Source organism: Micromonospora cremea, from assembly GCF_900143515.1.
In the GTDB taxonomy this organism is placed as follows: domain Bacteria; phylum Actinomycetota; class Actinomycetes; order Mycobacteriales; family Micromonosporaceae; genus Micromonospora; species Micromonospora cremea.
In genome coordinates this window covers 2448113-2473473 of the sequence record NZ_FSQT01000002.1, presented here as the reverse complement: position 1 = coordinate 2473473, position 25361 = coordinate 2448113, and the positions used below count along the sequence as shown (strand labels likewise).

Annotated in this window: 25 protein-coding genes; 2 read left to right on the top strand and 23 right to left on the bottom strand. The window is 70.4% G+C overall.

Annotated features, from left to right (window positions below; genetic code table 11):
• Positions 1 to 16: 16 nt before the first annotated feature.
• The 23 genes from nuoL to paaA form a co-directional block, all read right to left on the bottom strand.
• Positions 17 to 1942 (bottom strand): NADH-quinone oxidoreductase subunit L, encoded by a 1926-nt coding sequence (gene nuoL, locus BUS84_RS24995; RefSeq protein WP_074316058.1) that lies wholly within the window; start codon positions 1940 to 1942, stop codon positions 17 to 19.
• Between the two features lie 11 nt (positions 1943 to 1953).
• The gene (nuoK, locus tag BUS84_RS24990; RefSeq protein WP_074316056.1) at positions 1954 to 2271 is read right to left on the bottom strand and encodes an NADH-quinone oxidoreductase subunit NuoK; all 318 of its coding nucleotides are present in this window, start codon (positions 2269 to 2271) and stop codon (positions 1954 to 1956) included.
• On the bottom strand, positions 2271 to 3041 hold the full coding sequence (locus BUS84_RS24985; RefSeq protein ID WP_074316054.1) for an NADH-quinone oxidoreductase subunit J: 771 nt from the start codon (positions 3039 to 3041) through the stop codon (positions 2271 to 2273). Before BUS84_RS24985 ends, nuoK begins: the two co-directional genes overlap by 1 nt.
• The gene (nuoI, locus tag BUS84_RS24980) at positions 3038 to 3679 is read right to left on the bottom strand and encodes an NADH-quinone oxidoreductase subunit NuoI (protein ID WP_074316052.1); all 642 of its coding nucleotides are present in this window, start codon (positions 3677 to 3679) and stop codon (positions 3038 to 3040) included. Before nuoI ends, BUS84_RS24985 begins: the two co-directional genes overlap by 4 nt.
• A 1-nt stretch (position 3680) precedes the next feature.
• Positions 3681 to 5033 carry an NADH-quinone oxidoreductase subunit NuoH gene (gene nuoH / locus BUS84_RS24975; RefSeq protein ID WP_074316050.1) on the bottom strand — a complete coding sequence of 451 codons (1353 nt, stop codon included), beginning with the start codon at positions 5031 to 5033 and terminating at the stop codon, positions 3681 to 3683.
• Positions 5030 to 7537, bottom strand: coding sequence for an NADH-quinone oxidoreductase subunit G (locus BUS84_RS24970; protein WP_074316049.1), 2508 nt, complete (start codon positions 7535 to 7537; stop codon positions 5030 to 5032). The genes nuoH and BUS84_RS24970 overlap by 4 nt, the downstream gene beginning before the upstream one ends.
• Positions 7537 to 8853: an NADH-quinone oxidoreductase subunit NuoF gene (nuoF, locus tag BUS84_RS24965; RefSeq protein ID WP_074316047.1), complete on the bottom strand. Its 1317-nt coding sequence runs from the start codon at positions 8851 to 8853 to the stop codon at positions 7537 to 7539. The genes BUS84_RS24970 and nuoF overlap by 1 nt, the downstream gene beginning before the upstream one ends.
• On the bottom strand, positions 8850 to 10019 hold the full coding sequence (nuoE, locus tag BUS84_RS24960) for an NADH-quinone oxidoreductase subunit NuoE (protein WP_074316045.1): 1170 nt from the start codon (positions 10017 to 10019) through the stop codon (positions 8850 to 8852). The genes nuoF and nuoE overlap by 4 nt, the downstream gene beginning before the upstream one ends.
• Positions 10016 to 11341, bottom strand: coding sequence for an NADH-quinone oxidoreductase subunit D (locus BUS84_RS24955; protein ID WP_074316043.1), 1326 nt, complete (start codon positions 11339 to 11341; stop codon positions 10016 to 10018). The genes nuoE and BUS84_RS24955 overlap by 4 nt, the downstream gene beginning before the upstream one ends.
• Entirely contained in the window at positions 11338 to 12075 is a 738-nt protein-coding gene (locus tag BUS84_RS24950) for an NADH-quinone oxidoreductase subunit C (protein ID WP_074316041.1), read from the bottom strand. Before BUS84_RS24950 ends, BUS84_RS24955 begins: the two co-directional genes overlap by 4 nt.
• Positions 12072 to 12749 carry a NuoB/complex I 20 kDa subunit family protein gene (locus BUS84_RS24945; protein WP_074316038.1) on the bottom strand — a complete coding sequence of 226 codons (678 nt, stop codon included), beginning with the start codon at positions 12747 to 12749 and terminating at the stop codon, positions 12072 to 12074. The genes BUS84_RS24950 and BUS84_RS24945 overlap by 4 nt, the downstream gene beginning before the upstream one ends.
• A gap of 14 nt (positions 12750 to 12763) precedes the next feature.
• Positions 12764 to 13129, bottom strand: a complete 366-nt coding sequence (locus tag BUS84_RS24940; protein WP_074316036.1) for an NADH-quinone oxidoreductase subunit A — start codon at positions 13127 to 13129, stop codon at positions 12764 to 12766.
• 134 nt (positions 13130 to 13263) lie between these two features.
• On the bottom strand, positions 13264 to 14541 hold the full coding sequence (locus tag BUS84_RS24935) for a geranylgeranyl reductase family protein (protein WP_074319090.1): 1278 nt from the start codon (positions 14539 to 14541) through the stop codon (positions 13264 to 13266).
• A gap of 139 nt (positions 14542 to 14680) precedes the next feature.
• Positions 14681 to 14905, bottom strand: a complete 225-nt coding sequence (locus tag BUS84_RS24930; RefSeq protein WP_074319089.1) for a hypothetical protein — start codon at positions 14903 to 14905, stop codon at positions 14681 to 14683.
• A gap of 85 nt (positions 14906 to 14990) precedes the next feature.
• Positions 14991 to 15701: a demethylmenaquinone methyltransferase gene (locus tag BUS84_RS24925; RefSeq protein ID WP_074316033.1), complete on the bottom strand. Its 711-nt coding sequence runs from the start codon at positions 15699 to 15701 to the stop codon at positions 14991 to 14993.
• A gap of 113 nt (positions 15702 to 15814) precedes the next feature.
• On the bottom strand, positions 15815 to 17113 hold the full coding sequence (locus tag BUS84_RS24920; RefSeq protein WP_074316030.1) for a cell wall anchor protein: 1299 nt from the start codon (positions 17111 to 17113) through the stop codon (positions 15815 to 15817).
• A 468-nt stretch (positions 17114 to 17581) separates the two neighbouring features.
• Positions 17582 to 18772, bottom strand: coding sequence for a cyclic dehypoxanthinyl futalosine synthase (gene mqnC / locus BUS84_RS24915; RefSeq protein ID WP_074316028.1), 1191 nt, complete (start codon positions 18770 to 18772; stop codon positions 17582 to 17584).
• Positions 18773 to 18884: 112 nt separating this feature from the next.
• On the bottom strand, positions 18885 to 19280 hold the full coding sequence (locus tag BUS84_RS24910; protein ID WP_074316026.1) for a hypothetical protein: 396 nt from the start codon (positions 19278 to 19280) through the stop codon (positions 18885 to 18887).
• Positions 19277 to 20386 (bottom strand): 1,2-phenylacetyl-CoA epoxidase subunit PaaE, encoded by a 1110-nt coding sequence (paaE, locus tag BUS84_RS24905; RefSeq protein WP_074316024.1) that lies wholly within the window; start codon positions 20384 to 20386, stop codon positions 19277 to 19279. The genes BUS84_RS24910 and paaE overlap by 4 nt, the downstream gene beginning before the upstream one ends.
• Positions 20383 to 20859 (bottom strand): 1,2-phenylacetyl-CoA epoxidase subunit PaaD, encoded by a 477-nt coding sequence (gene paaD, locus BUS84_RS24900; protein ID WP_074319088.1) that lies wholly within the window; start codon positions 20857 to 20859, stop codon positions 20383 to 20385. The genes paaE and paaD overlap by 4 nt, the downstream gene beginning before the upstream one ends.
• Positions 20860 to 20912: 53 nt before the next feature.
• A complete protein-coding gene (gene paaC, locus BUS84_RS24895; protein WP_074316022.1) occupies positions 20913 to 21638 on the bottom strand; it encodes a 1,2-phenylacetyl-CoA epoxidase subunit PaaC in 726 nt (241 codons plus the stop codon).
• Positions 21635 to 21922, bottom strand: coding sequence for a 1,2-phenylacetyl-CoA epoxidase subunit PaaB (gene paaB / locus BUS84_RS24890; protein WP_074316020.1), 288 nt, complete (start codon positions 21920 to 21922; stop codon positions 21635 to 21637). The genes paaC and paaB overlap by 4 nt, the downstream gene beginning before the upstream one ends.
• On the bottom strand, positions 21919 to 22986 hold the full coding sequence (gene paaA, locus BUS84_RS24885) for a 1,2-phenylacetyl-CoA epoxidase subunit PaaA (RefSeq protein ID WP_074316017.1): 1068 nt from the start codon (positions 22984 to 22986) through the stop codon (positions 21919 to 21921). The genes paaB and paaA overlap by 4 nt, the downstream gene beginning before the upstream one ends.
• Before the next feature lie 371 nt (positions 22987 to 23357).
• Here paaA and BUS84_RS24880 point away from each other — a divergent pair, with 371 nt between their 5' ends.
• Positions 23358 to 24347 (top strand): hypothetical protein, encoded by a 990-nt coding sequence (locus BUS84_RS24880; protein ID WP_074316015.1) that lies wholly within the window; start codon positions 23358 to 23360, stop codon positions 24345 to 24347.
• Complete coding sequence (locus BUS84_RS24875) at positions 24347 to 25306, top strand: serine hydrolase (RefSeq protein WP_074316013.1); 960 nt, start codon at positions 24347 to 24349, stop codon at positions 25304 to 25306. The genes BUS84_RS24880 and BUS84_RS24875 overlap by 1 nt, the downstream gene beginning before the upstream one ends.
• Positions 25307 to 25361: the final 55 nt, after the last annotated feature.

Genomic DNA, 25361 nt, shown 5'->3' with positions numbered 1-25361 from the left:
GCCGGAAAGAGGTCGATCACGCCAACCACCCGGCCTGCACCGCCAGGAACGCCGCCATCACCAGCAGCGCACCGGCCAGGATCGAGGTGGCGTACGAGCGGACGAAGCCGGTCTGCAGCCGCCGGAGCCGGCCCGAACCGCCGCCGACCGCGGCGGCGAGCCCGTTGACCAACCCGTCGACGCCCCGGTTGTCGAGGAAGACCAGCGCCCGGGTGAGGAAGATGCCGGGCTTCTCGAAGACCGCCTCGTTCACCGCGTCGGTGTAGAGGTTCCGCCGGGCGGCGGTGACCAGCACGCCTGCCGGCTGCGGCGCGGTGGCCGTACCGGCCCGGAACAGGAACCAGGCCAGCCCGGCACCGAGCACGGTGACCAGCAGCGAGAGCACGGTGATCACGGCGTGCGAGAGGACCGCCTCGTGCGCCTCCTCGTGGGCGCCCAGCCCGGCCGTCGCCGTCAGCCAGTCCGGCACCGACGTCGCGAGCAGGAAGCCGGCGCCGACCGAGCCGACCGCCAGCAGGACCAGCGGGATGGTCATCAGTGCGGGCGACTCGTGCGGGTGCTCGATGTCCTCGGTCCACCGCTTCGGGCCGTGGAAGGTGAGCACGAAGAGCCGGGTCATGTAGAACGCGGTCAGCCCGGCGCCGAGCAGCGCCGCCCCGCCGAAGAGCCAGGCGGTCCAGTCCGCCCGCTCGAAGGCGGCCACGATGATCGGCTCCTTGGAGAAGAAGCCGGAGAACGGGAACATGCCGATGATGGCCAGCCAGCCCATCATGAAGGTCAACCAGGTGATCTTCATGTACTTCGACAGCCCGCCGAAGCGGCGGATGTCCACCTGGTCCTTCATCCCGTGCATGACCGAGCCGGCGCCCAGGAACATGTTGGCCTTGAAGAAGCCGTGCGCCAGCAGGTGCACGATGGCCAGCGCGTACGCCCCGCCACCCAGGCCCACGCCGAGGAACATGTAGCCGATCTGGCTCACCGTCGACCAGGCGAGCACCCGCTTGATGTCGTCCTTGGCCGCGCCGATGATGCAGCCGATCAGCAGGGTGAGCGCGCCGACGCTGACCACCACGAGCTGGAGCGTCGAGTTGGCGGAGAAGATCGGGTTGGACCGGGCGATCAGGTAGACGCCCGCGGTGACCATGGTGGCGGCGTGGATGAGCGCCGACACCGGAGTGGGGCCCTCCATCGCGTCCGGCAGCCACGCCTGCAGCGGGAACTGGCCGGACTTGCCGGTCGCGCCGAGCAGCAGCAGCAGGCCGAGCACCAGCACGGTCGGGCCGGCCAGCGCACCGACGCCGTTGAACACCTCGTCGTACTGGGTGGTGCCCAGGGTGGCGAACATGATGAAGATGCCGATGGCCAGGCCGGCGTCGCCGACCCGGTTCATCAGGAACGCCTTCTTACCGGCGGTGGCGGCGCTCGGCCGCTCGTACCAGAAGGAGATCAGCAGGTACGACGCCAGACCGACGCCCTCCCAACCGAAGTACAGCATCACGTAGTTGTTGCCGAGCACCAGCAGCAGCATGGCCGCGACGAACAGGTTGAAGTACGCGAAGAACCGGCGGCGGCCCGCGTCGTGCGCCATGTACTCCACGGCGTACAGGTGGATCAGGAAGCCCACGCCGGTGATCAGGAGCACGAAGACCGCGGCCAGCGGATCGAACAGCAGGCCGAAGTCGACCCGCAGGTCACCGACCGCGATGAAGTCCCAGAGGCTCAGCTCGACCGACTTGTTCTCCAGGCCGCGCAGCTGGAAGAAGAAGGTCAGGCCGAGCACGAACGCGGCACCGATGGCGGCGACGCCCAACCAGTGCCCCCAGCGGTCGGCCCGCCGGCCGAGCAGCAGCAGGATGGCCGCGCTGACCAGCGGGATCGCCACCAGCAGCCAGACGCTGCCGAGCAAGCCCGTGGCACCGGCGTACTGCACAGTCTCTTCCACTTGCTTGCCCCTTAGTACTTGAGCAGGTTGGCGTCGTCGACGCTCGCGGAGCGTCGAGTCCGGAAGATCGACATGATGATCGCGAGACCGACCACGACCTCAGCCGCCGCCACCACCATCACGAAGAACGCCATGATCTGACCGTTGAGGTCACCGTTGATCCGGCTGAAGGTGACCAGCGTCAGGTTGGCCGCGTTGAGCATCAGTTCCACGCACATGAACAGCACGATCGCGTTGCGCCGAACGAGCACCCCGGCGGCGCCGATGGTGAACAGCACCACGGCGAGAACCAGGTAGTAGTTCGGCTCGACCGAGAAGAACCCGTTCATTACTTGTCCGTCCCCTTCAGCGAAGTCTCCTCGGCGGTCAGCTCGCGCTGCGGAAGGATCGCCGGGGTGCTGCGGTCGGTCAGGCGGCCGTCGGGCAGCCGGGCCGGGGTGGCCACCGAGGAAGAGGTCGCGAAGACGCCGGGGCCCGGCTTGGGGCCGGGATAGTTGCCCGGCGCGAAGCGAGCCCGCATGGTCCTCGGCTGGTCCATCTTGTCCTGCTTACGCCGCTCGACGTGCGCCAGCACCATGGCGCCGACCGCCGCGGTGATCAGCAGCGCCGAGGTCAGCTCGAACGCGAAGACGTACTTGGTGAACAGCAGCCGGGCGATGCCCTGCACGTTCCCCTCCGCGTTGGCCTGTTCCAGGCCGACCGCGGTGGTCTTTTCCAGCGCCTGGTAGAGGCCGCTGCCGATCAGGCCGGCGAAGCCCAGCCCGAGCACGATCGCGGCGACCCGCTGGCCGCGCAGCGTCTCGATCAGTGAGTCCGAGGCGTCCCGGCCGACCAGCATCAGCACGAACAGGAAGAGCATCATGATCGCGCCGGTGTAGACGATGATCTGCACCATGCCGATGAACGGACCGGCCTGGAGCACGTAGAACACGCCCAGGCAGAGCATGGTCAGCACCAGCCAGAGCGCCGAATGCACGGCGTTGCGCGCGGCCACCATGCCGATCGCGCCGATCAGCGCCAGCGGGGCGAGGATCCAGAAGGTGACCGCCTCGCCGCCGGGCACCGAACCCGCCGCGGCGAGCACAATCTCCGTGGTCATGCTCCGTCTCCCTTACCCGCGCCGGCTCGCTGGGCCGCCTGCTCGGCGCCCGGGAACGTCACGCCGGGGTGCTCCTCGACCTGGTAGCGGCCGGGGCCCATCGGGGACTTCTCCGCACCGGCGGAGGTGCCCGGGTTGTCCAACGCGCCCACGTAGTAGTCCTTCTCGCTGTCGCCCAGACGCATCGGGTGCGGCGGCTGCTCCATGCCTTCGAGCAGCGGTGCGAGCAGCTGCTCCTTGGTGAAGATCAGATCCTGCCGGTTGTCCCGGGCCAGCTCGTACTCGTTGCTCATGGTGAGCGACCGGGTCGGGCATGCCTCGATGCACAACCCGCAGAAGATGCACCGGGCGTAGTTGATCTGGTAGACGCTGGCGTACCGCTCGCCCGGCGAGAAGCGCTGGTCGTCGGTGTTGTCGCCGCCCTCGACGAAGATCGCGTCCGCCGGGCAGGCCCAGGCGCACAGCTCACAGCCGATGCACTTCTCCAGCCCGTCCGGGTGCCGGTTGAGGATGTGCCGCCCGTGGTAGCGCGGCGCCGACACCGGCGGCTTGAACGGGTAGTCGGTGGTGACGACCTTCCTGAACATGTGCGAGAAGGTGACCCCGAAGCCCTTGAACGTTCCGGTGACCGTGCCCACGTCACACCTCCCTGGAGTCCGAGCCGGTGGCGATGTTGGCCGGCTCCCGCTCGGCGACCACGCGCGTGATACGCGGGCTCGGTGGTACCTGAAGATCCATCGGTGGCAGCGGGAAGCTCCCGTACGGGCGGCTGTCCACCTGTTCCTGCGTCGTCGGCTTCGGCTGCGGCCGGCGGCTGGGCCAGAACAGCGTGGCGATCAGCAGGATGCCGGCCGGAATGCCGACCGCGATCATCTTGCCGCGGGTGTCCCAGTCCTCGATGGAGCGCAGGCCCGACAGGACCAGGATCCAGACCAGGTTGATCGGCAGCAGCACCTTCCAGCCGAAGCGCATGAACTGGTCGTAGCGCAGCCGAGGCAGCGTGCCACGCAGCCACACGAAGACGAAGACCAGCGCGATCACCTTGCCGAAGAACCAGAGCATCGGCCACCAACCGGAGTTGGCGCCCTCCCAGATGGTGATCGGCCACGGCGCACGCCAACCGCCGAGGAACAGCGTGGTGGTGACCGCCGACATGGTCACCATCGCGACGTACTCGCTGAGCATGAAGAGCGCGAACTTCAGCGAGCTGTACTCGGTCATGAAGCCGGCAACCAGCTCGGACTCGGCCTCGGGCAGGTCGAACGGCGCCCGGTTGGTCTCACCGACGGTGGCGATGAAGAAGATGATGAAGCTGGGCAGCAGCAGGATCGCGTACCAGCCCGGTGCGGGGATCTGCTGGCCGAGGATGGTCAGCTGGGTGCCGTCGCCCTGAGCGGCGACGATCCCGCTGGTGCTCATCGTGCCGGCGGTCATGAACACCGCCACGATGGAGAGCCCCATGGCGACCTCGTAGGAGATCATCTGGGCGCTCGACCGCAGGCCGCCGAGGAGCGGGTACGTCGAGCCGGAGGCCCAGCCGCCCAGCACGATGCCGTAGACGCCCATCGAGGAGCAGGCCAGCAGCAGCAGCACCGCCACCGGCACGTCGGTGACCTGCAACGGCGTGTGGTGGCCGGCGATGCTCACCATCGGACCGAAGGGCACCACCGACAGCGCGGTGACCGCGCAGATCACCGAGATGGTCGGGGCGAAGAAGTAGACGACCTTGTCGGCCGCCTTCGGCAGGATGTCCTCCTTGAAGGCCATCTTCAGGCCGTCGGCGAGGGTCTGCAGCAGACCGAACGGGCCGACCTGGTTGGGGCCGGGCCGCACCTGCATGTAGCCCACCACGCGCCGCTCGAACCAGACGCCGAGCAGGGTGGCCAGCAGGCCGAAGGCGAACGCGAAGACGATCTTGCCGAGGACCAGCCACCACGGGTCCCGACCGAAGTCGGCCAGCGTCGGGTCCTGGGCCAGGATTGACGGGCTCACTGGTTACCCCCAGCGTTGAGGAGCGGACCCGGGAGACCGGTCTCGTCGGCCGCGACCCGCCCGGCCGGGACGGCCGCGTTCGGTGCGGGGACGGAGATCCGGACGACCGCGCCGGACGTCGCCCCGAGGCTGCGTCGCACGGTCGAACCGGGTGAGTTGGTCGGCAACCAGACCACGCCGTCCGGCATCTCGGTGAGCTCGGCCGGCAGGGTCAGCGCGCCACGGTCGGTACCGACCGTGACCGCGTCGCCGTCGGCCACACCGAGCGCCTCGGCGGTGCCCTTGCCCAGCCGGACCACCGGCGGACGGGCGGTGCCGGCGAGGTGCTCGTCACCGTCGGTCAGAGTGCCCAGGTCGACAAGCTGGTGCCAGGTGGCCAGCACGGCCTGCCCGGCGGCCGGGCGCGGCACCGTGCCGGGCGCCACCGACGGCGGGGACGGCCGCTGGGTGCGGGTCGCCGGCAGAGTCGCCAGCTCGCGGCGCACGCTCGGCACGTCCGCGGTGCCGAGCCGCACGTCGAGCAGCGCGGCCAGCGCGTCGAGCACGCGGCCGTCGGTCATCGCCGCGGTCTGCAGCACCGCCTCGAACGGACGCAGCCGACCCTCCCAGTCCAGGAAGCTGCCGGCCTTCTCGACCACCGGGGCGATCGGGAGCACCACGTCGGCCCGCCGGGTCACCGCGCTGCCGCGCAGTTCCAGGCTGACCAGGAACGGCACCGCGTCCAGGGCGGTCTCGGCGAGCCGCGGGTCGGCCAGGTCGGCCGGGTCGACCCCGCCGACCACCAGCGCGCCGAGCTGCCCCTTGGCCGCGGCCGCCAGGATCTGATCGGTGTCCCGACCGGCCTGGCTCGGGATCACCCCGGCCGGGATGTCCCACGCCTCGCCCAGCTCGGCCCGGGCGGCCGGCTCGGTGACCAGCCGGCCACCGGGGAGCAGGTTGGGCAGGCAGCCCGCGTCGACCGCGCCGCGGTCACCCGCGCGCCGCGGCACCCAGGCCAGCTTCGCGCCGGTACGCCGGGCCACGTCCGCCGCGGCGGAGAGCCCGCCCGGCACGCTGGCCAGCCGCTCGCCGACGATCAGGATCGCGCCCGGCGCGCTCAACGCCTCGGTGACCGTGGCGTGCTCGGCGAGCACGCTGGCCTCCTCGCCCGGCACCACCCGGGCCAGCTTGGCACCGAGCTTCTCCAGGCCGCGGGTGGCGAACGGCGCCAGCGCGTACACCGTCAGGGTCTTCTTCAGGTACGCCTTGCGCAGTCGCAGGAAGAGGATCGGGCACTCCTCCTCCGGCTCCAGGCCGACCAGCACCACCGCCGGGGCGTTCTCCACGTCGGTGTAGGTGACGTCGGTGACCCCGGCGACCGAGCTGGCCAGGAAGTCGGCCTCCTCGCGGGAGACCGGCCGGGCCCGGAAGTCGATGTCGTTGGTGTTCAGCGCGACCCGGGCGAACTTCGCGTACGCGTAGGCGTCCTCGACGGTCAGCCGACCGCCGGTGAGCACCGCCGTGCCCTGCCCGCCGTCGCGGGCCGCGCGCAGCCCCTCGGCGGCCACGGTGAGCGCCTCACTCCAGGAGGCCTCACGCAGCTCGCCGGTGCGCTCGTCGCGGACCAGCGGGTTGGTCAGCCGGTCGGTGGCGCGGGTGTACTGGAAGCCCCACCGGCCCTTGTCGCAGTTCCACTCCTCGTTCACCGCCGGCTCGTCGCCGGCCAGCCGGCGCAGCACCTTGCCGCGCCGCCAGTCGGTGCGCTGCCCGCAGCCCGCCGAGCAGTGCTCGCAGACGCTCGGGCTGGAGACCAGGTCGAACGGCCGGGCCCGGAAGCGGTACTGGGCACCGGTCAGCGCGCCCACCGGGCAGATCTGCACGGTGTTGCCGGAGAAGTAGGAGTTGAACGGCACGTCACCCGCGTCGCCCTCCTCGCCGTACGCGTCGTCCCGGTAGATGTTGATCTCCTCGGCGGACGAGCGGCCCATCAGGTCGATGAACTTGTCGCCGGCGATCTCCTCGGAGAACCGGGTGCAGCGCTGGCAGAGCACGCAGCGCTCGCGGTCCAGCAGCACCTGGCTGCTGATCGCCATCGGCTTCTCGTACTCCCGCTTGTGCTCGTGGAAGCGCGAGTCGGTGCGGCCGGTGGACATCGCCTGGTTCTGCAGGGGGCACTCGCCGCCCTTGTCACACATCGGGCAGTCCAGCGGGTGGTTGAGCAGCAGCAGCTCCATCACCCCCTCCTGCGCCTTCTTGGCCACCGGGGAGGTGAGCTGGGTACGGACCACCATGCCGTCGGCGACGGTCTGGGTGCAGGAGGCGACCGGCTTACGCTGCCCCTCCACCTCGACCAGGCACTGCCGGCACGCGCCGGCCGGGGCCAGCAGCGGGTGGTCGCAGAACCGGGGGATCTCGGTGCCCATCTGCTCGGCGACCCGGATCAGCAGCGTCCCCTTGGGGGCGGTGACCTCGACGCCGTCGATAGTGAGCGTGACGGTGTCGGTCTGCTTGGCTACGTCGGTCATCAGTGCGCCCCTACCAGGGTCTTCTCCGACAGCTTGGGTGCGGTACGTCCCTCGATGTAGTCGAGGTAGTCCTGCTTGAAGTACTTCAGCGACGAGGTCACCGAGCTGGTCGCACCGTCGCCCAGACCGCAGAACGAGCGGCCGAGGATGTTGTCGCAGGTGTCCAGCAGGGTGTCCAGGTCCTCATGGGTGCCCTGGCCGGCGAGGATCCGCCGGTAGACCCGGACCATCCAGTAGTTGCCCTCACGGCACGGGGTGCACTTGCCGCACGACTCGTGGTGGTAGAACTCCAGCCACCGGTACGTCGCGTAGACCGGGCAGTCCTGGTCGGAGAAGATCTGGGTGGCCGTGGTGCCGAGGATCGACCCGGCCGCCGCCACCCCCTCGAAGTCCAGCGGCACGTCCAGGTGCTCGGCGGCGAGCAGCGGGGTGGACGAACCGCCCGGGGTCCAGAACTTCAGGTTGTGCCCGGGCTGCATCCCGCCCGCCAGCTCCAGCAGCTCGCGCAGCGTGACGCCCATCGAGCACTCGTACTGGCCGGGGTTGACGATCCGGCCCGAGAGCGAGTAGATCATCGGCCCGGAGGACTTCTCGGTGCCCATGGTCTTCCACCAGTCGGCCCCGCCGAGCACGATAGGCGGCACGCTGGCGATGGTGCCGACGTTGTTCACCACCGTCGGGCTGGCGTAAAGGCCGTGGGTGGCCGGGAACGGCGGACGCAGCCGGGGCTGGCCCCGGAACCCCTCCAGCGAGTCCAGCAGCGCCGTCTCCTCGCCGCAGATGTACGCCCCGGCGCCCGAGTGCACCACCAGCTCCAGGTCGTAGCCGCTGCGCAGGATGTTCCGGCCGAGGTAGCCCTTGTCGTACGCCTCCTGGACCGCGTTGCGCAGCCGGCGCGCGGCGTGCACCGCCTCGCCCCGGATGTAGATGTAGGCGCGGTTGGCCCGGATCGCGTACGACGCGATGATCACGCCCTCCACCAGGGAGTGCGGGTCGTGGGTCATCAGCGGCAGGTCCTTGCAGGTGCCCGGCTCGCCCTCGTCGGCGTTGACCACCAGGTAGTGCGGCTTGCCGTCGCCCTGCGGGATGAAGCCCCACTTGAGACCGGTGGGGAAGCCGGCGCCGCCCCGGCCACGCAGCCCGGAGTCCTTGATGAGCTGGATCAGGTCGTCCGGGTGGGCCCTGAGCGCCTTGCGCAGCGCGGCGTAGCCGTCCAGCTGCTCGTACGTGCCGATCCGCCAGGCGTCCGGCGACAGCCAGCGCTTGGTCAGCACCGGCGTCAGCTTGGCCAGCGTCTCCGGGCGGGGAGTGGTCACTTCTGGGCCCCCGTTTCACTCGCGACGGTGGAGGTCGCGCCATCGGCGCTCGCCGACGCTTCGTTGAGGTTGCGCTCCTGCGCGCCGGTGGAGTCACCGGCGGGCTTGCCGTCACCGGCCGGCGCGTTGGCCGCCACGCCGGCCGCCTCCGCCTCCTGCGCGTCGCGCGGGGCCGGCGACGTCTCCGCCGGGACCTTGATGCCAGGTGCGTCGGGCACGGCGGTCGCCGCGTCCGGCTGGCGGGTCTCGGCGGTACGCACCTGCGGCGACTTGCCGTCCGGCGCCTTCACGTCCGGCGCGGTGCTGCCGGTCGCCGCAGCGGCGGGAGCTGGCTCGCCGGACCCGGCGTTGCCGGGCGTACCCGTCGGAGCGGACGCGCCGTCGCCACCCTTCACCGGACTGACCTGCGGGGCGGGCACCTCAACCGGCTTCGCGGCCGCCTCGGCGGCCTTCGCCTGCGCGGCCGCCTTGTCCGCCTCCGCCTTGCTGCGGATCGGGGTGTTCGGGTCGAAGCCCGGCACCGAGACGCCGTGCTGCTGCGCCAGCCGCAGCCCGCGCAGCGTGGGCTCGCCCGGCCCACCGTCGGCGACCGCACCGTCGCGCTCGTCGGCGAAGCCGGCGAGCTGCACCGCCATCTCCTTGAGCGTGCACAGCCGGGCGCCCCGGGTCGGCATCGGCCGGCCGCCGGCACGCAGCTCGTCGACGACACCGACCGCGGTGGACGAGTCCACGCCGTCGAAGAAGTCGTAGTTGACGGTCATCACCGGGCCGTAGTCGCAGGCCGCCAGGCACTCGGCGTGCTCCAGGGTGATCTTCCCGTCGGCGGTGGTCTCGTCGTGCCCGACACCGAGGTGCTCGGCGAGGGTGTCGTAGACCTCCTGGCCGCCGAGCACGTTGCACATGGTGTTGGTGCAGACGCTGACCAGGAAGTCGCCGGTCGGCTTGCGCTTGTACATCGTGTAGAAGGTGGCCACCGCGCCGACCTGGGCCTTGTTCAGCCCGAGCACCTCGGCGCAGAACGCGACACCGGCCGGGGAGACGTACCCCTCCTCCGACTGGACCAGGTGCAGCAGCGGCAGCAACGCCGAGCGGGACCGGTCCGCCGGGTAGCGGGCGATGATCTCGCGCGCCCGCTCGCGGGTCTCGTCAGTGAACGTCGTCGTCATCGGTCACAACCACCCATCACGGGGTCCAGCGAGGCGCCGCCGGCGATCACGTCGGCGATCAGGCCGCCCTCGGCCATCGCCGGGAGTGCCTGGAGGTTGACGAAGCTCGGTTCCCGGTAGTGCACCCGGTACGGCCGGGTGCCACCGTCGGAGACCGCGTGCACGCCCAGCTCGCCGCGGGGCGACTCGATGCCGACGTACACCTGGCCCGGCGGGACCCGGAAGCCCTCGGTGACCAGCTTGAAGTGGTGGATCAGCGACTCCATCGACTGACCCATGATCTTCGCGACGTGCTCCAGCGAGTTGCCCATGCCGTCGACGCCGATGGCCAGCTGCGCCGGCCAGGCGATCTTGCGGTCGGCAACCATCACCGGGCCCGGCCGGAGCCGGTCCAGCGCCTGCTCGACCAGCTTCAACGACTCCCGGATCTCGGCGAGCCGGACCAGGTAGCGGCCCCACACGTCACCGTCGGGATGGGTCGGCACGTCGAACTCGTACGTCTCGTAACCGCAGTACGGCATGGTCTTGCGCAGGTCCCAGGCCAACCCGGCGGAGCGCAGCACCGGCCCGGTGATGCCGAGCGCCACGCAGCCGGTCACGTCCAGCACCGCGACGTTCTTCGTCCGCTCCGTCCAGATCGGCTGGCCGGAGAGGAGATCCTCGTACTCCTTGAGCTTCTTCGGCATCATCTTCAGGAACTCGCGGATCTTGACGATCGCCTCGTCCGGAACGTCCTGCGCCACGCCGCCCGGCCGGACGTACGCGTGGTTCATCCGCAGGCCGGTGATGGTCTCGAAGATGTCGAGGATGTACTCCCGCTCACGGAAGCCGTAGAGCATGATCGAGATCGCGCCCAGCTCCATGCCGGTGGTCGCCAGCCAGACCAGGTGCGACGAGATCCGGTTCAGCTCCATCATCAGCACCCGGATGGTGGTGGCGCGCTCGGTGATGTCGTCGGTGATGCCGAGCAGCTTCTCGACCGCCAGCGCGTACGCCGTCTCGTTGAACAGCGGCGCGAGGTAGTCCATCCGGGTCACGAACGTCGAGCCCTGGACCCAGTTGCGGTATTCGAGGTTCTTCTCGATGCCGGTGTGCAGGTAGCCGACGACCGAGCGGGCCTCGCGGACCGTCTCGCCCTCCAGCTCCAGGATCAGCCGCAGCACGCCGTGCGTGGACGGGTGCTGCGGACCCATGTTGACGACGATCCGCTCGTCGTTGATCGGGTCGGTGCTCGAGACGACCGTGTCCCAGTCCCCACCGGTGACGGTGAAGACCCTGCCCTCGGTGGTCTCGCGTTCGGTCGCATAGTTCGACGTGGTCACTGGTATGACCTCCTCCGGTCCGGCGGCGGGATCTCAGCGCCCTTGTACTCGACCGCCACGCCACCGAGCGGGTAGTCCTTGCGCTGCGGGTGGCCCTCCCAGTCGTCCGGCATGAGGATCCGGGTCAGGTTGGGGTGGCCGTCGAAGACGATGCCGAACATGTCGTACGCCTCCCGCTCCTGCCAGTCGGCGGTCGGGTAGATCGCCGTCACGCTGGGCAGGTGCGGGCTCTCCACGGAGACGGCGGCCTCCAGCCGGACCCGACGCCGGTAGGTCATCGAGGTGAGCAGGTAGACCACGTGCAGGCGGCGCTCGTCGGCGCCGAGGTAGTCCACGCCGGAGACCGAGGAGCACAGTTCGAAGCGCAGCGCCAGGTCGTCCCGCATCACCTGGCAGACCTCGGCGATCCGCTCCGGGCGTACGTGCAGGGTCAGCTCACCCCGGTCGACCACGACCTTCTCGATCGCGTCGCCGAAGGCCGGGTACGCCTCCTCCAGCGCGTCGCGGACCTCGTCGAAGTACCCGCCGTACGGCCGGGCGGCCTCCTCGATCGGCTGGCGCTGGCGGACCAGGCCGCCGTAGCCGGACACGTCGCCGGTGCCGTGGTTGCCGAACATCCCGCGGCCGGCCGGGCTGGCCGGCGGGTACTCGGCCGGGGCGGTGCTGCTGGCGCCGGCCGGCGTGACCGGCACCGGCACCCCGCCGTCGTTGTTCCTGTCGTTCGGTGCGGTCACTTCGGGCCCCTGTGAGCGTGGAGGTGGTTCTGCGCGTTCATCCAGTTCTCGATCCGCAGCTGCTCCTCGCGCCCCTCGCGGACCGCCCGGGTCCACTCGGCACGCCGGGCCTTGTCGTTGCGGTACGAGGACGGCATGGAGCCGTAGGGCACGACCGGGACGTCGCCACGCTCCTGGCGGGCCGCCAGCATCTTGCGACCGTTCGGGCCCAGCGGCTCATACATGATCTTCTCGCGGAGCTTGAGGATCGCGTCGATGAGCATCTCCGGCCGCGGCGGGCAGCCGGGCAGGTACATGTCGACCGGTACGACGTGGTCGACGCCCTGCACGATCGCGTAGTTGTTGAACATGCCGCCGCTGCTGGCGCAGACGCCCATGGAGAGCACCCAGCGGGGCTCGGCCATCTGGTCGTAGATCTGGCGCAGCACCGGCGCCATCTTCTGACTCACCCGGCCAGCCACGATCATCAGGTCGGCCTGTCGGGGCGAGGCCCGGAAGACCTCCATGCCCCAGCGGCCCATGTCGTAGTGCGGGCCACCGGCGGCCATCATCTCGATGGCGCAGCAGGCCAGGCCGAAGGTGGCGCCCCACACGGACGACTTCCGGGACCAGTTGACCAGCTTCTCCACCGAGGTGAGCAGGACGCCGGCGGGAAGCTTCTCCTCGATGCCCATCTGACGTTCCTTCCTCAGTCCCAGTCCAGGCCGCCGCGCCGCCACACATAGGCGTACGCGACGAAGACCGCGACGATGAACAGGACCATCTCCACGAAGCCGAAGATCGGCAGAGCGTCGAACGAGACCGCCCATGGGTAGAGGAAGATGATCTCGATGTCGAAGACGATGAAGAGCATCGCCGTCAGGTAGAACTTGATCGGGAACCGCCCGCCGCCGACCGGCTGGGGGCTGGGCTCGATGCCGCACTCGTAAGCCTCGAGTTTGGCCTTGTTGTAACGACGGGGACCAGCGAAGCGGGCGGCGCCAACCGAGAACAGCGAGAACGCCGCGGCGAGGGCAAACAGCCCGATGATCGGTGCGTAAGGCGAGAGCGTCATCGTTTTCTCCTGCTCGTCCTTTCCTGCCCTCGGTGCTTGACGAAAATCACACTATTCACGTCCCTCGCGGTGGCTGCCGGCGGGGGTCGATCTCTGTCCGGACCAGGGCTGTGACCAGCCCAGACACGGTCCATCTATACCGCTGGCGCTGCCTTCGTCATCGCATTGATGACCCGGTCCATCGCGTCCCCGCCACGCGGGTCGGTCAGGTTGGCCAACAGCTTGAGTACGAAGCGCATCAGCGTCGGGTGCGGCATGCCGTGCTTGGTGGCGATCCGCATGATTTCCGGACGGCCGATCAGCTTCACGAAGATGCCGCCCAGCCGGTAGTAGCCACCGAGCCGGGCCTTCAGCTCGTTCGGGTACGCCATCAGCGCCCGCTCCCGCTCCGGGCCGGCCGGTCGCGCGAGGGCCTGCACCGCGACCTCCGCGGCCAGTTCGCCGGACTCCATGGCGTAGGCGATGCCCTCCCCGTTGAACGGGTTGACCATGCCGCCGGAGTCGCCGACCAGCATCACGCCACGGGTGTAGTGCGGCACCCGGTTGAAGCCCATCGGCAGCGCGGCGCCGAGGATCGGGCCGTCGGCGTTGGCCTCGTCGGTCATTCCCCAGTCGACGGGCGTGTTCGCCAGCCAGTCGGTGAGCAGCCGGCGGTAGTTGGTCTTGCCGAACGCGGAGGACGAGTTGAGCACGCCGAGGCCGACGTTGACCCGCCCGTCACCGAGCCCGAAGATCCAGCCGTACCCGGGCAGCAGTTTGTCGCCGCTGTCCTTGCTGCGCAGCTCCAGCCAGGACTCGAGGTAGTCGTCGTCGTGCTTGACCGGGGAGTGGTAGTAGCGGCGGACGGCCACGCCGATCGGCCGGTCCTCCCGCTTGGCCAGCCCGAGAGCGAGCGGGAACCGGCCGGAGACCCCGTCTGCCGCCACGACCAGCGGAGCGTGGAAGGTGGCGGGCTCCTTGCCCGGGCCCACCTCTGCCTCGACGCCGGTCACCCGGCCGTCGCCGTCGAGCACCGGGCCGAGCACGTTGACGTTGGTCCGCAGCTTGGCGCCGGCGGCCACCGCCCGTTGGGCGAGCAGGTCGTCGAAGTCGAGTCTGGTGCGCACCAGCCCGTAGTTGGGGAAGCTGGCGAGCTCCGGCCAGTCCAGTTCCAGGCGCACCCCGCCGCCGATCACCCGCAGGCCCCGGTTGTGCAGCCAACCGGCCTCGGGCGAGGTGTCCACGCCCATCCGCACGAGCTGGCGCACCGCGCGCGGGGTCAGCCCATCGCCGCAGACCTTTTCCCGGGGGAACTCGGTCTTCTCCAGCAGCAGCACCCGCACGCCGTGCCGCGCCAGGTGGTAAGCCGTCGCCGATCCACCGGGACCGGCGCCCACGACGATGACGTCGGCATCGTGTTCCACCGCGGTCATCCGCGCCTCCTCCCGCACGCTCGTGAAATGCTTCACAAGCCAGACGGGACGAGTGTATGACCGGCGTCATACCTACCCAGGATCAGGGGTACCTAACTCGCAGATGTGACAGTCGACGACCGTCCACAGCAGGCAGGTGTCAGGCCTTACTGGGCGCGTCCAGGCCCGCATCGACCCGGATGGTCTCCGGCAGGTGCTCACGTAGCGCGCCGCCGGCCGCCCGGTCCAGCGCGGCCAACACCTCGGCCACGACCTGACGGACGTCCGCCGGATCGGCGCCCGCCAGCGCGCGTAGCTGCGCGATGAGTTCGGCCGCGTCGTCGTCGGTGGCGGCCACCGGGTCCGCCGACTCTGCTCGGGTCATGCCGACGAGCATACGGCGCAAAGTGGACTAAAGACTGATATTCACGAAACCTGAATATTGTCGATGTCGGCGGCGAGGGCCGGCGCTACTCGCGGATCCCCCGGTGCAGGGCGACCACGCCACCGGTCAGGTTGCGCCACGCCACCCGTCCCCAGCCGGCCGCGGCGACCCGCCCGGCCAGCGCGGCCTGGTCCGGCCAGGCCCGGATCGACTCGGCCAGGTAGACGTACGCCTCGGGGTTGCTGGCCACCGCGCGGGCCACCGCCGGCAGCGACCGCATCAGGTACGACAGGTAGACCGTCCGGAAGGCGGGGTTGACCGGGGTGCTGAACTCGCAGACCACCAGCCGCCCACCGGGTCGGGTCACCCGGGCCAGCTCACGCAGGGCCGCGTCGGTGTCGTTGACGTTGCGCAGCGCGAAGGAGATGGTCACCGCGTCGAAGCTGGCGTCGGCGAACGGCAGCCGCAGCGCGTCTCCCGCCAGCAACGGCACCTCGGGCCGGGCCCGCTTGCCGGCGTGCAGCATGCCCAGGGACAGGTCCGCACCCACCGCGTACGCCCCGGACTGGGCCAGCTCCCGGGTCGAGACACCGGTGCCCGCGCCGACGTCCAGCACCCGCTCGCCCGGCCGTAGCCCGAGCGCCGCCCGGGTGGACCGACGCCAGGAGCGGTCCTGGCCAAAGGAGAGCACCGTGTTGGTCAGGTCGTATCGCTCGGCCACGCCGTCGAACATCGCGGCGACCTCGTGCGGCTGCTTGTCCAGGCTGGCGCGCTGGCCCTGCGGGGTACGGCTCACCCCTCCACTCTGCCAGCCGCCCGCAAGCCGACGGTCGCTGGGTGACGCGGCACGGACCCCGGCACGCGAGAGGGCGGGATGGTCACCCACCCCGCCCTCGCGTCGTGCCTGTGTCAGTCGGTCGACTTCTCATCGGTTGGAGCGACCAGGATGACCTTGCGCCGACGGGAAAGCACCAGCAGCGTCCCGCCCGCGACCAGGATCATGCCGCCGATGCCGCCGATCAGGCCGACCTGCACACCGGTCACCGGCAGCCCGCCACCACCGTCGCCACCGCCGCCACCACCCGCGCCCGGGGGCGTGGTCGCGCCCGGCGTCGTCGTGCCGCTCGGCGTCGTCGTGCCGCTCGGCGTCGGGCTCGCCGTTTCCGTCGGCGTCGGCGTCGGCGTCGGCGTGGTCGTGGGCGTGGGGGTCGGGGTGGGCTGCGCGGTCAGGTCGACGAACACGTCGAACTGCGCGGTGTTGTCCCCGTGGTCGGTCTCGGTGAACGCCCGGCGCTGCGCGCTGGTCGCCACCTGCGGCTGCGCCTCAGGGCTGCCCTGAGCGGCGTCCAGGCCGGCGGCGAAGAGGAACCCGGGCCGGAGCACCGCCTCGGTCACGTCCGCGCCGATCTTCACCCGCACGCCGACGGTGTAGAACTGACCCGGCTTCAGCACCACACCGGAGTCCTCGCAGTACGCGTTTGCCAGGCCGTTCAGCGTCTGCTCCACGCAGCCCTCTGGCAGCTCGGCGAAGGTGACGCCCGCCGGCAGCGTGAAGCCGTACGCCACGCCGGTGGCCTTGCGGCTGCCGTCGTTGTAGACCGCCCAGTCCAGCGGCGCCGTCTTGCCAAGCCTGACCGGCTCGCGGCCGGACTCGCCCGTCTCGTCGGCGTCCACCACCACGTCGGCGTAGACGTCCTGCACCCAGGTGGTCAGGTCATAGCCGGGCTTGGCGACGATGATCTCGTGCTCAACCGTGTTGTCCCCGGTAACGGGATCGGCGGTGGCCGAGCTGATGGTGACCACCAGCGTGCCGGCCGGGCCGCGACCACCCGCCGAGAACAGCGGGATGCCGAAGTCCTCGGTGGTGCCGGCGGCCAGGTCGCCGAGGAGGCAGCTGAAGGTGGTGCCAGCGACCTCGCAGCCGTCCCAGGCGAGCACACCGACCTTGCGATCCTTGAGGCCCTTGGTCTCCACGGTGACCCGGACGTCCTTGGCGTCGACCGTGCTCCGGGTGTTGTCGACCTGGAACTTGAACGGCTTGGCCTTGGCTTCCTTGACGCCCTTGGCCAGTTCGTAGCTCATCGGCACCAGGGCCAGGTCGGCCTGGTCGGCGGCCTGCGCCGGGGCGGCCACGGTGGCCAGGCCACCGGCCGCGAGCAGCGCCACGACACTGGCGCGGGCCAGGGTCGAGCGGTGGAACGCTGTCATCAGTCCCCCGGGGGTAGGGAAGAAGAATGGTTGCGGAACGAGCGGACGTTATCGAACGTCGATCTCCCGCGCCAGCACGCGGGGCCGCTTTCATCCGTCCGGCCCGGAGCGGGCAGACGGTACGGGCGGAATGGTCACCCATCCCGCCCGTACCGCCGTGCGTTATGTGAACGGCCCGCACGGGCCGATGGAGGACTGCCGCGCGACCAGCACCATCAGACCATCCGCCACCAGCACGGTCGTGCCGATTCCGCCGATCCGCGCCCATCGACGGCGACGGGCGGTCATCGGTGTGGACCCATGGACGGTGGCGAAGGATATGAGGCGGCACGCTAGCCGCGCACGATCAACTCCACCACCCCTGACCGGCAGGTTGGGCGCCGCAGTGACCGGGACCACCCGGACCGCCGAGGCGGCCGGGCGGGAGCATGAGCCACGATCAGCCGAACGGCCGGGCTTCGACCAGGATCAGTTGGCCTCGACAAGCGGCAGGGACCGGCCGGCACCGCCGCCGGGCAGCGCGATCGAGGAGAAGTGCGAGACCACCCGGTCGTCGGTCGGGTCGTCGGCCGGCGTGTGGTGCACGGCGAGCCGGTTGTAGAGGGTGTCCCGCTGCGCGGGGATCCGGTCCGCCGAGCGGATCATGCCGATCAGCTCGTGCAGGTTGGAACGGTGCCGCGCGCCGGCCGAGGAGATGACGTTCTCCTCCAGCATGATCGAGCCGAGATCGTCCACGCCCATGTGCAGCGCGAGCTGCCCGACGTCCTTGCCGGTGGTCAGCCAGGACGCCTGGAGGTGCGGCACGGTCTCGAAGAAGAGCCGGGCCACCGCGACCAACCGCAGGTATTCCAGGGTGGTCGCCTGGGTGCGGCCCTTGAGGTGGTTGTTCTCCGGCTGGTACGTCCACGGGATGAAGGACCGGAAGCCGCGGGTGCGGTCCTGCACGTCGCGGATCATGCGCAGGTGCTCGATCCGCTCCGCGTGCGTCTCGCCGGTGCCCATCATCATGGTGGCGGTCGACTCGATGCCCTGCCGATGGGCCAGCTCCATGACCTCCAGCCAGCGCTCACCCGACTCCTTGAGTGGGGCGATGGCCTTGCGGGGCCGCTCGGGCAGCATCTCCGCGCCGGCGCCGGCGATCGAGTCGAGGCCGGCGGCCTTGATCCGGGCGACGGCCTCGTCCAGGCTCACCCCGGAAACCTTGGCCATGTGCAGGATCTCGCTCGGCCCGATGGAGTGGATGACCAGCTGCGGGTACGCCTGCTTGACCGAGGCGAAGAGCTCCTCGTAGTACTCGACGCCGTAGTCCGGGTGGTGCCCGCCCTGGAGCATCACCTGGGTCGCGCCCAGCTCGACCGCCTCGCCGCAGCGGCGCAGTATCTCCTCGGTCGGGTGCGTCCAACCCTCAGCGTGCTTCGGCGCGCGGTAGAACGCGCAGAACTTGCACGCCGTCACGCAGACGTTGGTGTAGTTGATGTTGCGATCGATCAGGTACGTGACGATGTTGTCCGGGTAGCGCCGCCGGCGCACCGCGTCCGCCGCCTCGCCCAGCCGGTGGAAGGGCGCCTCGGTGTAGAGCAGCAGGGCCTCCTCGGGCGTGATCCGCCCGCCGTCCGCGCCGCGCTGCAGGATGTCGTCGATCTCCCGGCTCACCGTCACCCCCCGAGCCTACGTCGGCCTCAACTCATCTCGCCGGGCCGGGGATGCTGATGTGATCCCCGCCCGACCTCGCACGCATTTCCAAGATCACGAAAGCCGCGCCGGTCATGTCCTAGTTGGGTCGCACCTCGACGCGTACGTGGTAGCTGTCCCACAGCTCCGCCGCGAGCACCGGCCCGGCCCAGGCCGGCAGGTACGCCTCCCACCACGGCAGCTCGACCCGCGCCGGGAAGCGCTCCTCGGAGAGCACCGCCCGGAACCGCTCGTCCACCGCCCCGACCTGCTCCCGGAACCAACCCATCTGCGGGAAGCCCTGCAACCGGTCGTCGGTCAGTGCGGTTTCGATCGTCCGCCGGACGCTCAGGTCGAACCAGTACTCGTCGAGGACGTCGTGGTAGCCCTCCTCGCAGAACCCGACGAACTGCTCCCACTGCTCCACGAGGCCGGTCGGACGTCGCCCCCGGGTGACCTCGGCAAACCGCTCGACGAACTGCCGGTCGTCGGTCATGCGTCGTAGTCGACCGTGAGCCTGTCCGTGGTCGGGCTCGACTGGCAGGTCAGGACGTAGCCGGCGGCGAGCTCGTCTGGCTCCAGTGCGTAGTTGCGGGCCATGGTGACCGCGCCATCGACGACCTTCGCCTTGCAGGTCGAGCAGACACCGCCCTTGCAGGCATACGGCAGCTCGCCGCGCACCTTCAGCGCGGCGTCCAGCACCCGCTCCTCGCGGCCCATGGTGAAGCTGGACGACCGGCCGTCCAACACGATGGTGACCTCGGCCCCGGCGCCCGTCTGGTCCGTGGGGCGGCGCACCGGCTCCGGTGGCGCGTCGACGTGGAACAGCTCGGTGTGCACCGCCGACTCGGGCAGCCCCCGCTCGGTCAGCACGGCCCGGACGTCGACCACCATGCCGTACGGGCCGCAGAGGAACCACTCCTCGATGGCGTCGCCCGGCACGATCGTGCCCAGCAACCGGCCCAGCCGCTCGGCGTCGATCCGCCCGGAGAGCAGCGGTGACTCGCCCTGCTCCCGGGACAGCACGTGCACCAGGTGCAGCCGGGTGGGATACCGGTCCTTCAGGTCCGCCAACTCCTCGGCGAACATCACGGTGTTCGCCGTGCGGTTGCCGTACACCAGGGTGAAGGTGCTGGCCGGCTCGACGGCCAGGGCGGTCGCGACCAGCGCGAGCACCGGGGTGATGCCGGAGCCGGCGACGACCGCGCCGTAGTGCCGCGCCCGGTCCGGCGCGAAGGCCGTGGTGAAGGTGCCCAGCGGCGGCAGCACCTCGACCGTGTCGCCACCGCGCAGCGCGCCACAGGCGAACGCCGAGAACGCGCCGCCGGGAATCTCCCGCACCCCGATCCGCAGCCGGCCGTGCCGGGCCAGGTCGTCCGGTGTGGAGCAGATGGAGTACGAGCGGCGCACGTCCGTGCCGTCCTCGGCCACCCGTCGCACCGTCAGGTGCTGACCCGCGCGGAACGCGAACGTCTCCCGCAACTCGTCGGGTACGGCGAAGGTGACCGCCACGGCGTCGTCGGTGAGCCGGTCGACGGCGGCGACCGGCAGCGGGTGGAAGACCGGCCGGCGACGGACCGGCCGGGTGATGGTCACTGTCACAGCGCCTTCAGGTGGTCGAAGGGTTCGGAGCAGGAGCGGCAGCGCCACAGCGCCTTGCACGCGGTGGAGCCGAAACGGCTGACCTGTTCGGTCTCCGGCGAGCCGCAGTGCGGGCAGCGGACCGCGAGGGTCAGCGGCACCCCGCCGGCGGCGGGCACCGGGGCCGGCGGGGCGATCCCGGCGGCGGCGAGCTTGTCCCGCCCGCTGTCGGAGATCCAGTCGGTGCTCCACGGTGGGCTGTAGACCGTGCGGACCTCGGCGTCCGGGTGACCGGCGACCGCCAGCGCGCGGCGGATGTCGGCCCGGATCACGTCCATCGCGGGGCAGCCGGTGTACGTCGGGGTGATGGTGACGGTGACCCGCCCGCTGGCCGGATCCTTCTCGACCGCGCGCAGGATGCCCAGCTCGTCGATGGTGATCACCCGGATCTCCGGGTCCACCACGCTCGCCACGGCGGCTCTCGCATCGCTCAGCGTGCCGCCGTCGGTCGCGACCGCGGGGCTCCGCTGCGCTGCACTCCTCGCGCTCACCACTTCGCCCCGGGGTGGGCGCGGTGCAGCACCTGCATCTCGGCCAGCAGGTACGACAGGTGCTCGGTGTGCACGCCCGCCCGCCCGCCGGTTGGCGCCCAGCGGCTCTCGGGACGGGTGAGCGTCGCCTCGGCCAGCACCGGGCCGACGGTCTCGTCGAACGCCGACCGCAGGGTAGCCGGGTCGACCGGCGCCGCCGGGTCGGCGGTGAACAGCTCGTGGGTGTACGGCCAGACCTCGTCGACGGCCGCCTGCATCCGGCGGTGCGACTCCTCGGTGCCGTCGCCGAGCCGCTTCACCCACAACGCGCCGTGGTCCAGGTGGTACGCCGACTCCTTGCGCGCCTTGGCGCCGATCGCGGCCAGCCGCTCGTCCGCGCATCCGGCCAGCGCCGTGTACAGCGGCAGTTGGTACGCCGCCAGGAAGAACAGCTTCGCCATGGTCACCGCGAAGTCGCCGTTCGGCAGCTCGACCAGGAGCACGTTGCGGAACTGGCGGTCGTCACGCAGGTACGCGAGCGCGTCCTCGTCCCGGCCGGCGCCCTCCAGCTCGCCCGCGTACGACAGCAGCAGGCGGGCTGCGCCGAGCTGGTCGAGGGCGATGTTGGCCAGCGCGATGTCCTCTTCCATCTCCGGTGCGCGGGTGGTCCACTCGGCCAGCCGTTGCGCGGCGATCAACGCGTCGTCGCCGACGGCGAGGGTGAAGTCGAGAGGGCCGTTCACAGGTGGGCCACCCCGTCCGGCACCTCGTAGAAGGTGGGGTGGCGGTAGACCTTGTCGGCGGCCGGGTCGAAGAAGGAGTCCTTCTCGTCCGGGCTGGACGCGGTGATGGCACTGGCCGGCACCACCCAGATCGACACGCCCTCCTGCCGTCGGGTGTAGAGGTCCCGGGCGTTGCGCAGGGCCAGCTCGGCGTCGGGGGCGTGCAGGCTGCCGACGTGGGTGTGCGACAACCCGCGCCGGGCCCGGACGAAGACCTCCCACAACGGGGTGTTCTCGGTACTCACGCCGCCACCTTCTCCTTCTGTCCAGCCCGCTTGGCGGCGTACGCCGCGGCGGCCTCGCGTACCCAGGCGCCTTCGGCGTGCGCGGCCCGTCGGCGCGCCATCCGCTCCCGGTTGCACGGCCCGTCGCCGGAGATCACCCGCATCAGCTCGTCGTAGTCCGGCTGCGTGTAGTCGTACGCCTGCCGCTCCTCGTTCCAGCGCAGGTCCTCATCGGGGATGCGCAGCCCCAGAATCTCCGCCTGCTGAACGCACATGTCCACGAAGCGCTGGCGCAGATCGTCGTTGGAGAAGCGCTTGATCTTCCAGGCCATCGACTGCGCGGAGTGCGTGGAGTTGCCGTCCGGCGGACCGAACATGGCCAGCGACGGGTACCACCAGCGGTCCACCGCGTCCTGGGCCATCGCCTGCTGCGCCGGGGTGCCGTGCGCCAGGGTGTGCAGGATCTCGTACCCCTGGCGCTGGTGGAACGACTCCTCCTTGCAGACCCGGATCATCGCCCGCGCGTACGGGCCGTAGGAGCAGCGGCACAGTGGCACCTGGTTGACGATCGCCGCGCCATCCACGAGCCAGCCGATCGCGCCCATGTCAGCCCAGGTCAGCGTGGGGTAGTTGAAGATCGAGCTGTACTTCTGCCGCCCCTCGAGCAGGAGCCGGACCAGCTCGTCCCGGCTGATGCCGAGGGTCTCGGCGGCGGCGTAGAGGTAGAGGCCGTGGCCCGCCTCGTCCTGCACCTTGGCCAGCAGGATCGCCTTGCGCTTGAGCGAGGGCGCCCGGCTGATCCAGTTGCCCTCCGGCTGCATGCCGATGATCTCGGAGTGGGCGTGCTGGGCGATCTGCCGGATCAACGTCTTGCGGTACGCGTCCGGCATCCAGTCCCGCGGCTCGATCTTCTGCTCCGCGTCGACCACCGCGGTGAAGTACGCCGCCAGGTCCTCGTCCGGCGCGGGCCCGGCGCGCCGCTGACGCGCGGCGGCCGCGCGTAGCTCTGCCTCGGCCGCCTCGACCTCGCCGAGCAGGCCGCCGCCGGTTGCGTCGTCCGGGGCGGAGAAGTCATTGCCATACATGAGGACAAGTGTTACAGCTTGCGCCCCGATGCACCAGGGGGTGTAACAGGAAACCCGAGTCACGTTCGGTCACCGATGGGCGCTTCCGGCTCACGCAGGGCGATGGCGCGGGCTATGACTTGGCTCACTGGACAAAGATGAATCCCCCTAGAAGCCCCATACCGACGCGACATCCCACCTTTATCGCCCTTTGCTAGGTGTCGGGCTCTGGCGATCGGCCGGTCCGGACGTAGACTTCTGCCGGTCACACGATCGGCTGCCCAGAATCGCCGTCTCCACAGAGGCCCCCTCCCCCGGCCTCGGCGATCGCACCGGTCGCCCCGGACAACAAGCCGGTCCCCCGGCCCTGACATCTGGAGCTCACCCGCCTCATGCGATCTCGCGTGATCATGGTGTTCGCCGTCGTGGCGGTCCTGCTCGGTGGCGTCCTGCTGGTCCCTGCCGCGTACGCCCGGCTCGCCGGCGACGACGGCAGCGGAGGCGGCGGAGGCGGCGCCGGGAGCGTCGCCGCGCCCGCACCCACCCCGCCGCCACCACCCACGCTCGCCGCCGGCCCGGTGTCGGTGACCTTCAAGGGTGAGTTCTTCTCGTGGGCATTGCTGGACCGGCAGACCGGCAAGATCTCCGGGTCGTCGAACATGACCGCGACCAGCTCCACCGAGTCGATGATCAAGGCGTGGATCGTCTCCGACTATCTGCGGCAGCTCAAGGACAAGGAGCCGACCGCGGCGCTGAAGAAGGCCGCCAGCGCCGCCATCCGGGACAGCAACGACGACGCAGCCAACGCGGTCTACAAGGCCGCCGGCGGCTCGTACGCCGTCCCGGCGGGTGGCCAGCCGGGGCCGGTGATCAAGCGTGCGATCAGCATCTGCGGTCTGACCGACACCAAGCGCGGCAATGTGCCGAAGTACGAGGGCTTCTGGAGCTTCACCCGGATGTCCCCGCGGGACGCGGTCCGGCTCGGCGACTGCATCGCCGACGGCAAGGCCGCCGGGCCGAAGTGGACCAAGTGGGTGCTCAGCGAGATGAGCAAGGTGCAGGGCACCACCGCGGCCAAGGACCAGAAGACCAAGTCTGGCGGCGGCCGCTGGGGGATCATCAACGGGCTGCCGAAGTCGATCACCGCTCAGGGCCCGGTCAGCATCAAGAACGGCTGGACCGAGCTCTACTACGACGGCAACTGGCACGTCAACTGCCTCGCCGTCAACGGCAAGTGGAGCCTCGCGGTGATGCTGCGCTACCCGATCAAGAGCGGCCTGGACTACGGCGCGCAGGTCTGCGCGAGCGTGGCCACCCAGCTCGTCACCCCGCAGCCCGGCGCCGCGCTGAAGGTGCCGCAGCAGCCGGTCGGGAAGCTCTGATGGCCGGTAACCGTCGGGCCGACCGGCGCGGCGGCGGCGAGGCGTCCCCGCTGCGGCTGGTCGCGATCGCGGTCATCCTGATCGGGCTGGTCCTGGTGTCGCTGCGGCTGCTGCCCGGGTCGCCCTTCGAGTCCAACGCCGCCGCCCGTTGGGGCGACGCCGGCAGCACGACGGACGACCGGTCCACCGGCACGCCCACCGACCGCAGCGCCCGCCAGCCGGCCCCGGCGCCCAGCCCGAGTCCATCGCTGGAGCCGCTGCCGTTCCAGGCCAAGGACCTCAAGCTCGACATCGAGGGCTGGTACTCCTGGAGCGTGCTCGACCGCCGGACCGGGAAGATCATCGGCTCGAAGAACATGGACGAGACCAGCACCACCGCTTCGATGATCAAGTCCTGGATCGTCGCCGACTACCTGCGCCGCGAGGCCGACGCCGGCGACACACCGAGCGACGCGAAGCTCGCCGACGCGACGCGGATCATCCGGGACAGCGACAACACCCGCGCCGAGCAGTTCTACAACTCGGTCGGCCGCGCCGCCTCGATCCGGCGGCTGCTCTCCATGTGCAAGCTGAACGACAGCAGCGTCGCCCCCGACGGCGGCTGGAGCCGGACGGCGCTCTCCCCTCGGGACACCGCCCGGCTGGGCAACTGCATCGCCGACGGCACCGCCGCCGGGCCGAAGTGGACCAAGTGGCTGCTCAACGAGATGCGGCTGGTGCGCGGCGCCGGTGACTTCGGCATCCGCAAGGCGTTCCCCGCCACGGAACAGAAGCAGATCGCCATCAAGAACGGGTGGATCGACCGGACCAGGGAGCAGGAGATGCACATCAACTGCCTGGCCATCGGCGACACCTGGACGATGGGCGTGATGGTCAAGTATCCGATCGACATGGGCTACGACTACGGCATGAAGAACTGCCAGAAGATCACCGAGGCGCTGCTCCGCCCCGGCGTCTGACCAACGCTCCACCGCCGAGCCGGGCGGGCCGACCCGCTCGGCGGCTCAGCCCGCT

What these genes read in the sequence shown, in the direction of transcription:
- nuoE (WP_074316045.1), bottom strand. Translation starts at nt 10,019, where the DNA reads ATGACGACGACGTTCACTGACGAGACCCGCGAGCGGGCGCGCGAGATC.
- BUS84_RS24985 (WP_074316054.1), bottom strand. Translation starts at nt 3,041, where the DNA reads ATGACCACGGAGATTGTGCTCGCCGCGGCGGGTTCGGTGCCCGGCGGC.
- BUS84_RS24970 (WP_074316049.1), bottom strand. Translation starts at nt 7,537, where the DNA reads ATGACCGACGTAGCCAAGCAGACCGACACCGTCACGCTCACTATCGAC.
- BUS84_RS24910 (WP_074316026.1), bottom strand. Translation starts at nt 19,280, where the DNA reads ATGACCGACGACCGGCAGTTCGTCGAGCGGTTTGCCGAGGTCACCCGG.
- BUS84_RS24880 (WP_074316015.1), top strand. Translation starts at nt 23,358, where the DNA reads ATGCGATCTCGCGTGATCATGGTGTTCGCCGTCGTGGCGGTCCTGCTC.
- BUS84_RS24920 (WP_074316030.1), bottom strand. Translation starts at nt 17,113, where the DNA reads ATGACAGCGTTCCACCGCTCGACCCTGGCCCGCGCCAGTGTCGTGGCG.
- paaA (WP_074316017.1), bottom strand. Translation starts at nt 22,986, where the DNA reads ATGTATGGCAATGACTTCTCCGCCCCGGACGACGCAACCGGCGGCGGC.
- BUS84_RS24945 (WP_074316038.1), bottom strand. Translation starts at nt 12,749, where the DNA reads ATGGGCATCGAGGAGAAGCTTCCCGCCGGCGTCCTGCTCACCTCGGTG.
- BUS84_RS24875 (WP_074316013.1), top strand. Translation starts at nt 24,347, where the DNA reads ATGGCCGGTAACCGTCGGGCCGACCGGCGCGGCGGCGGCGAGGCGTCC.
- nuoK (WP_074316056.1), bottom strand. Translation starts at nt 2,271, where the DNA reads ATGAACGGGTTCTTCTCGGTCGAGCCGAACTACTACCTGGTTCTCGCC.
- BUS84_RS24930 (WP_074319089.1), bottom strand. Translation starts at nt 14,905, where the DNA reads ATGACCCGAGCAGAGTCGGCGGACCCGGTGGCCGCCACCGACGACGAC.
- BUS84_RS24940 (WP_074316036.1), bottom strand. Translation starts at nt 13,129, where the DNA reads ATGACGCTCTCGCCTTACGCACCGATCATCGGGCTGTTTGCCCTCGCC.
- BUS84_RS24935 (WP_074319090.1), bottom strand. Translation starts at nt 14,541, where the DNA reads ATGACCGCGGTGGAACACGATGCCGACGTCATCGTCGTGGGCGCCGGT.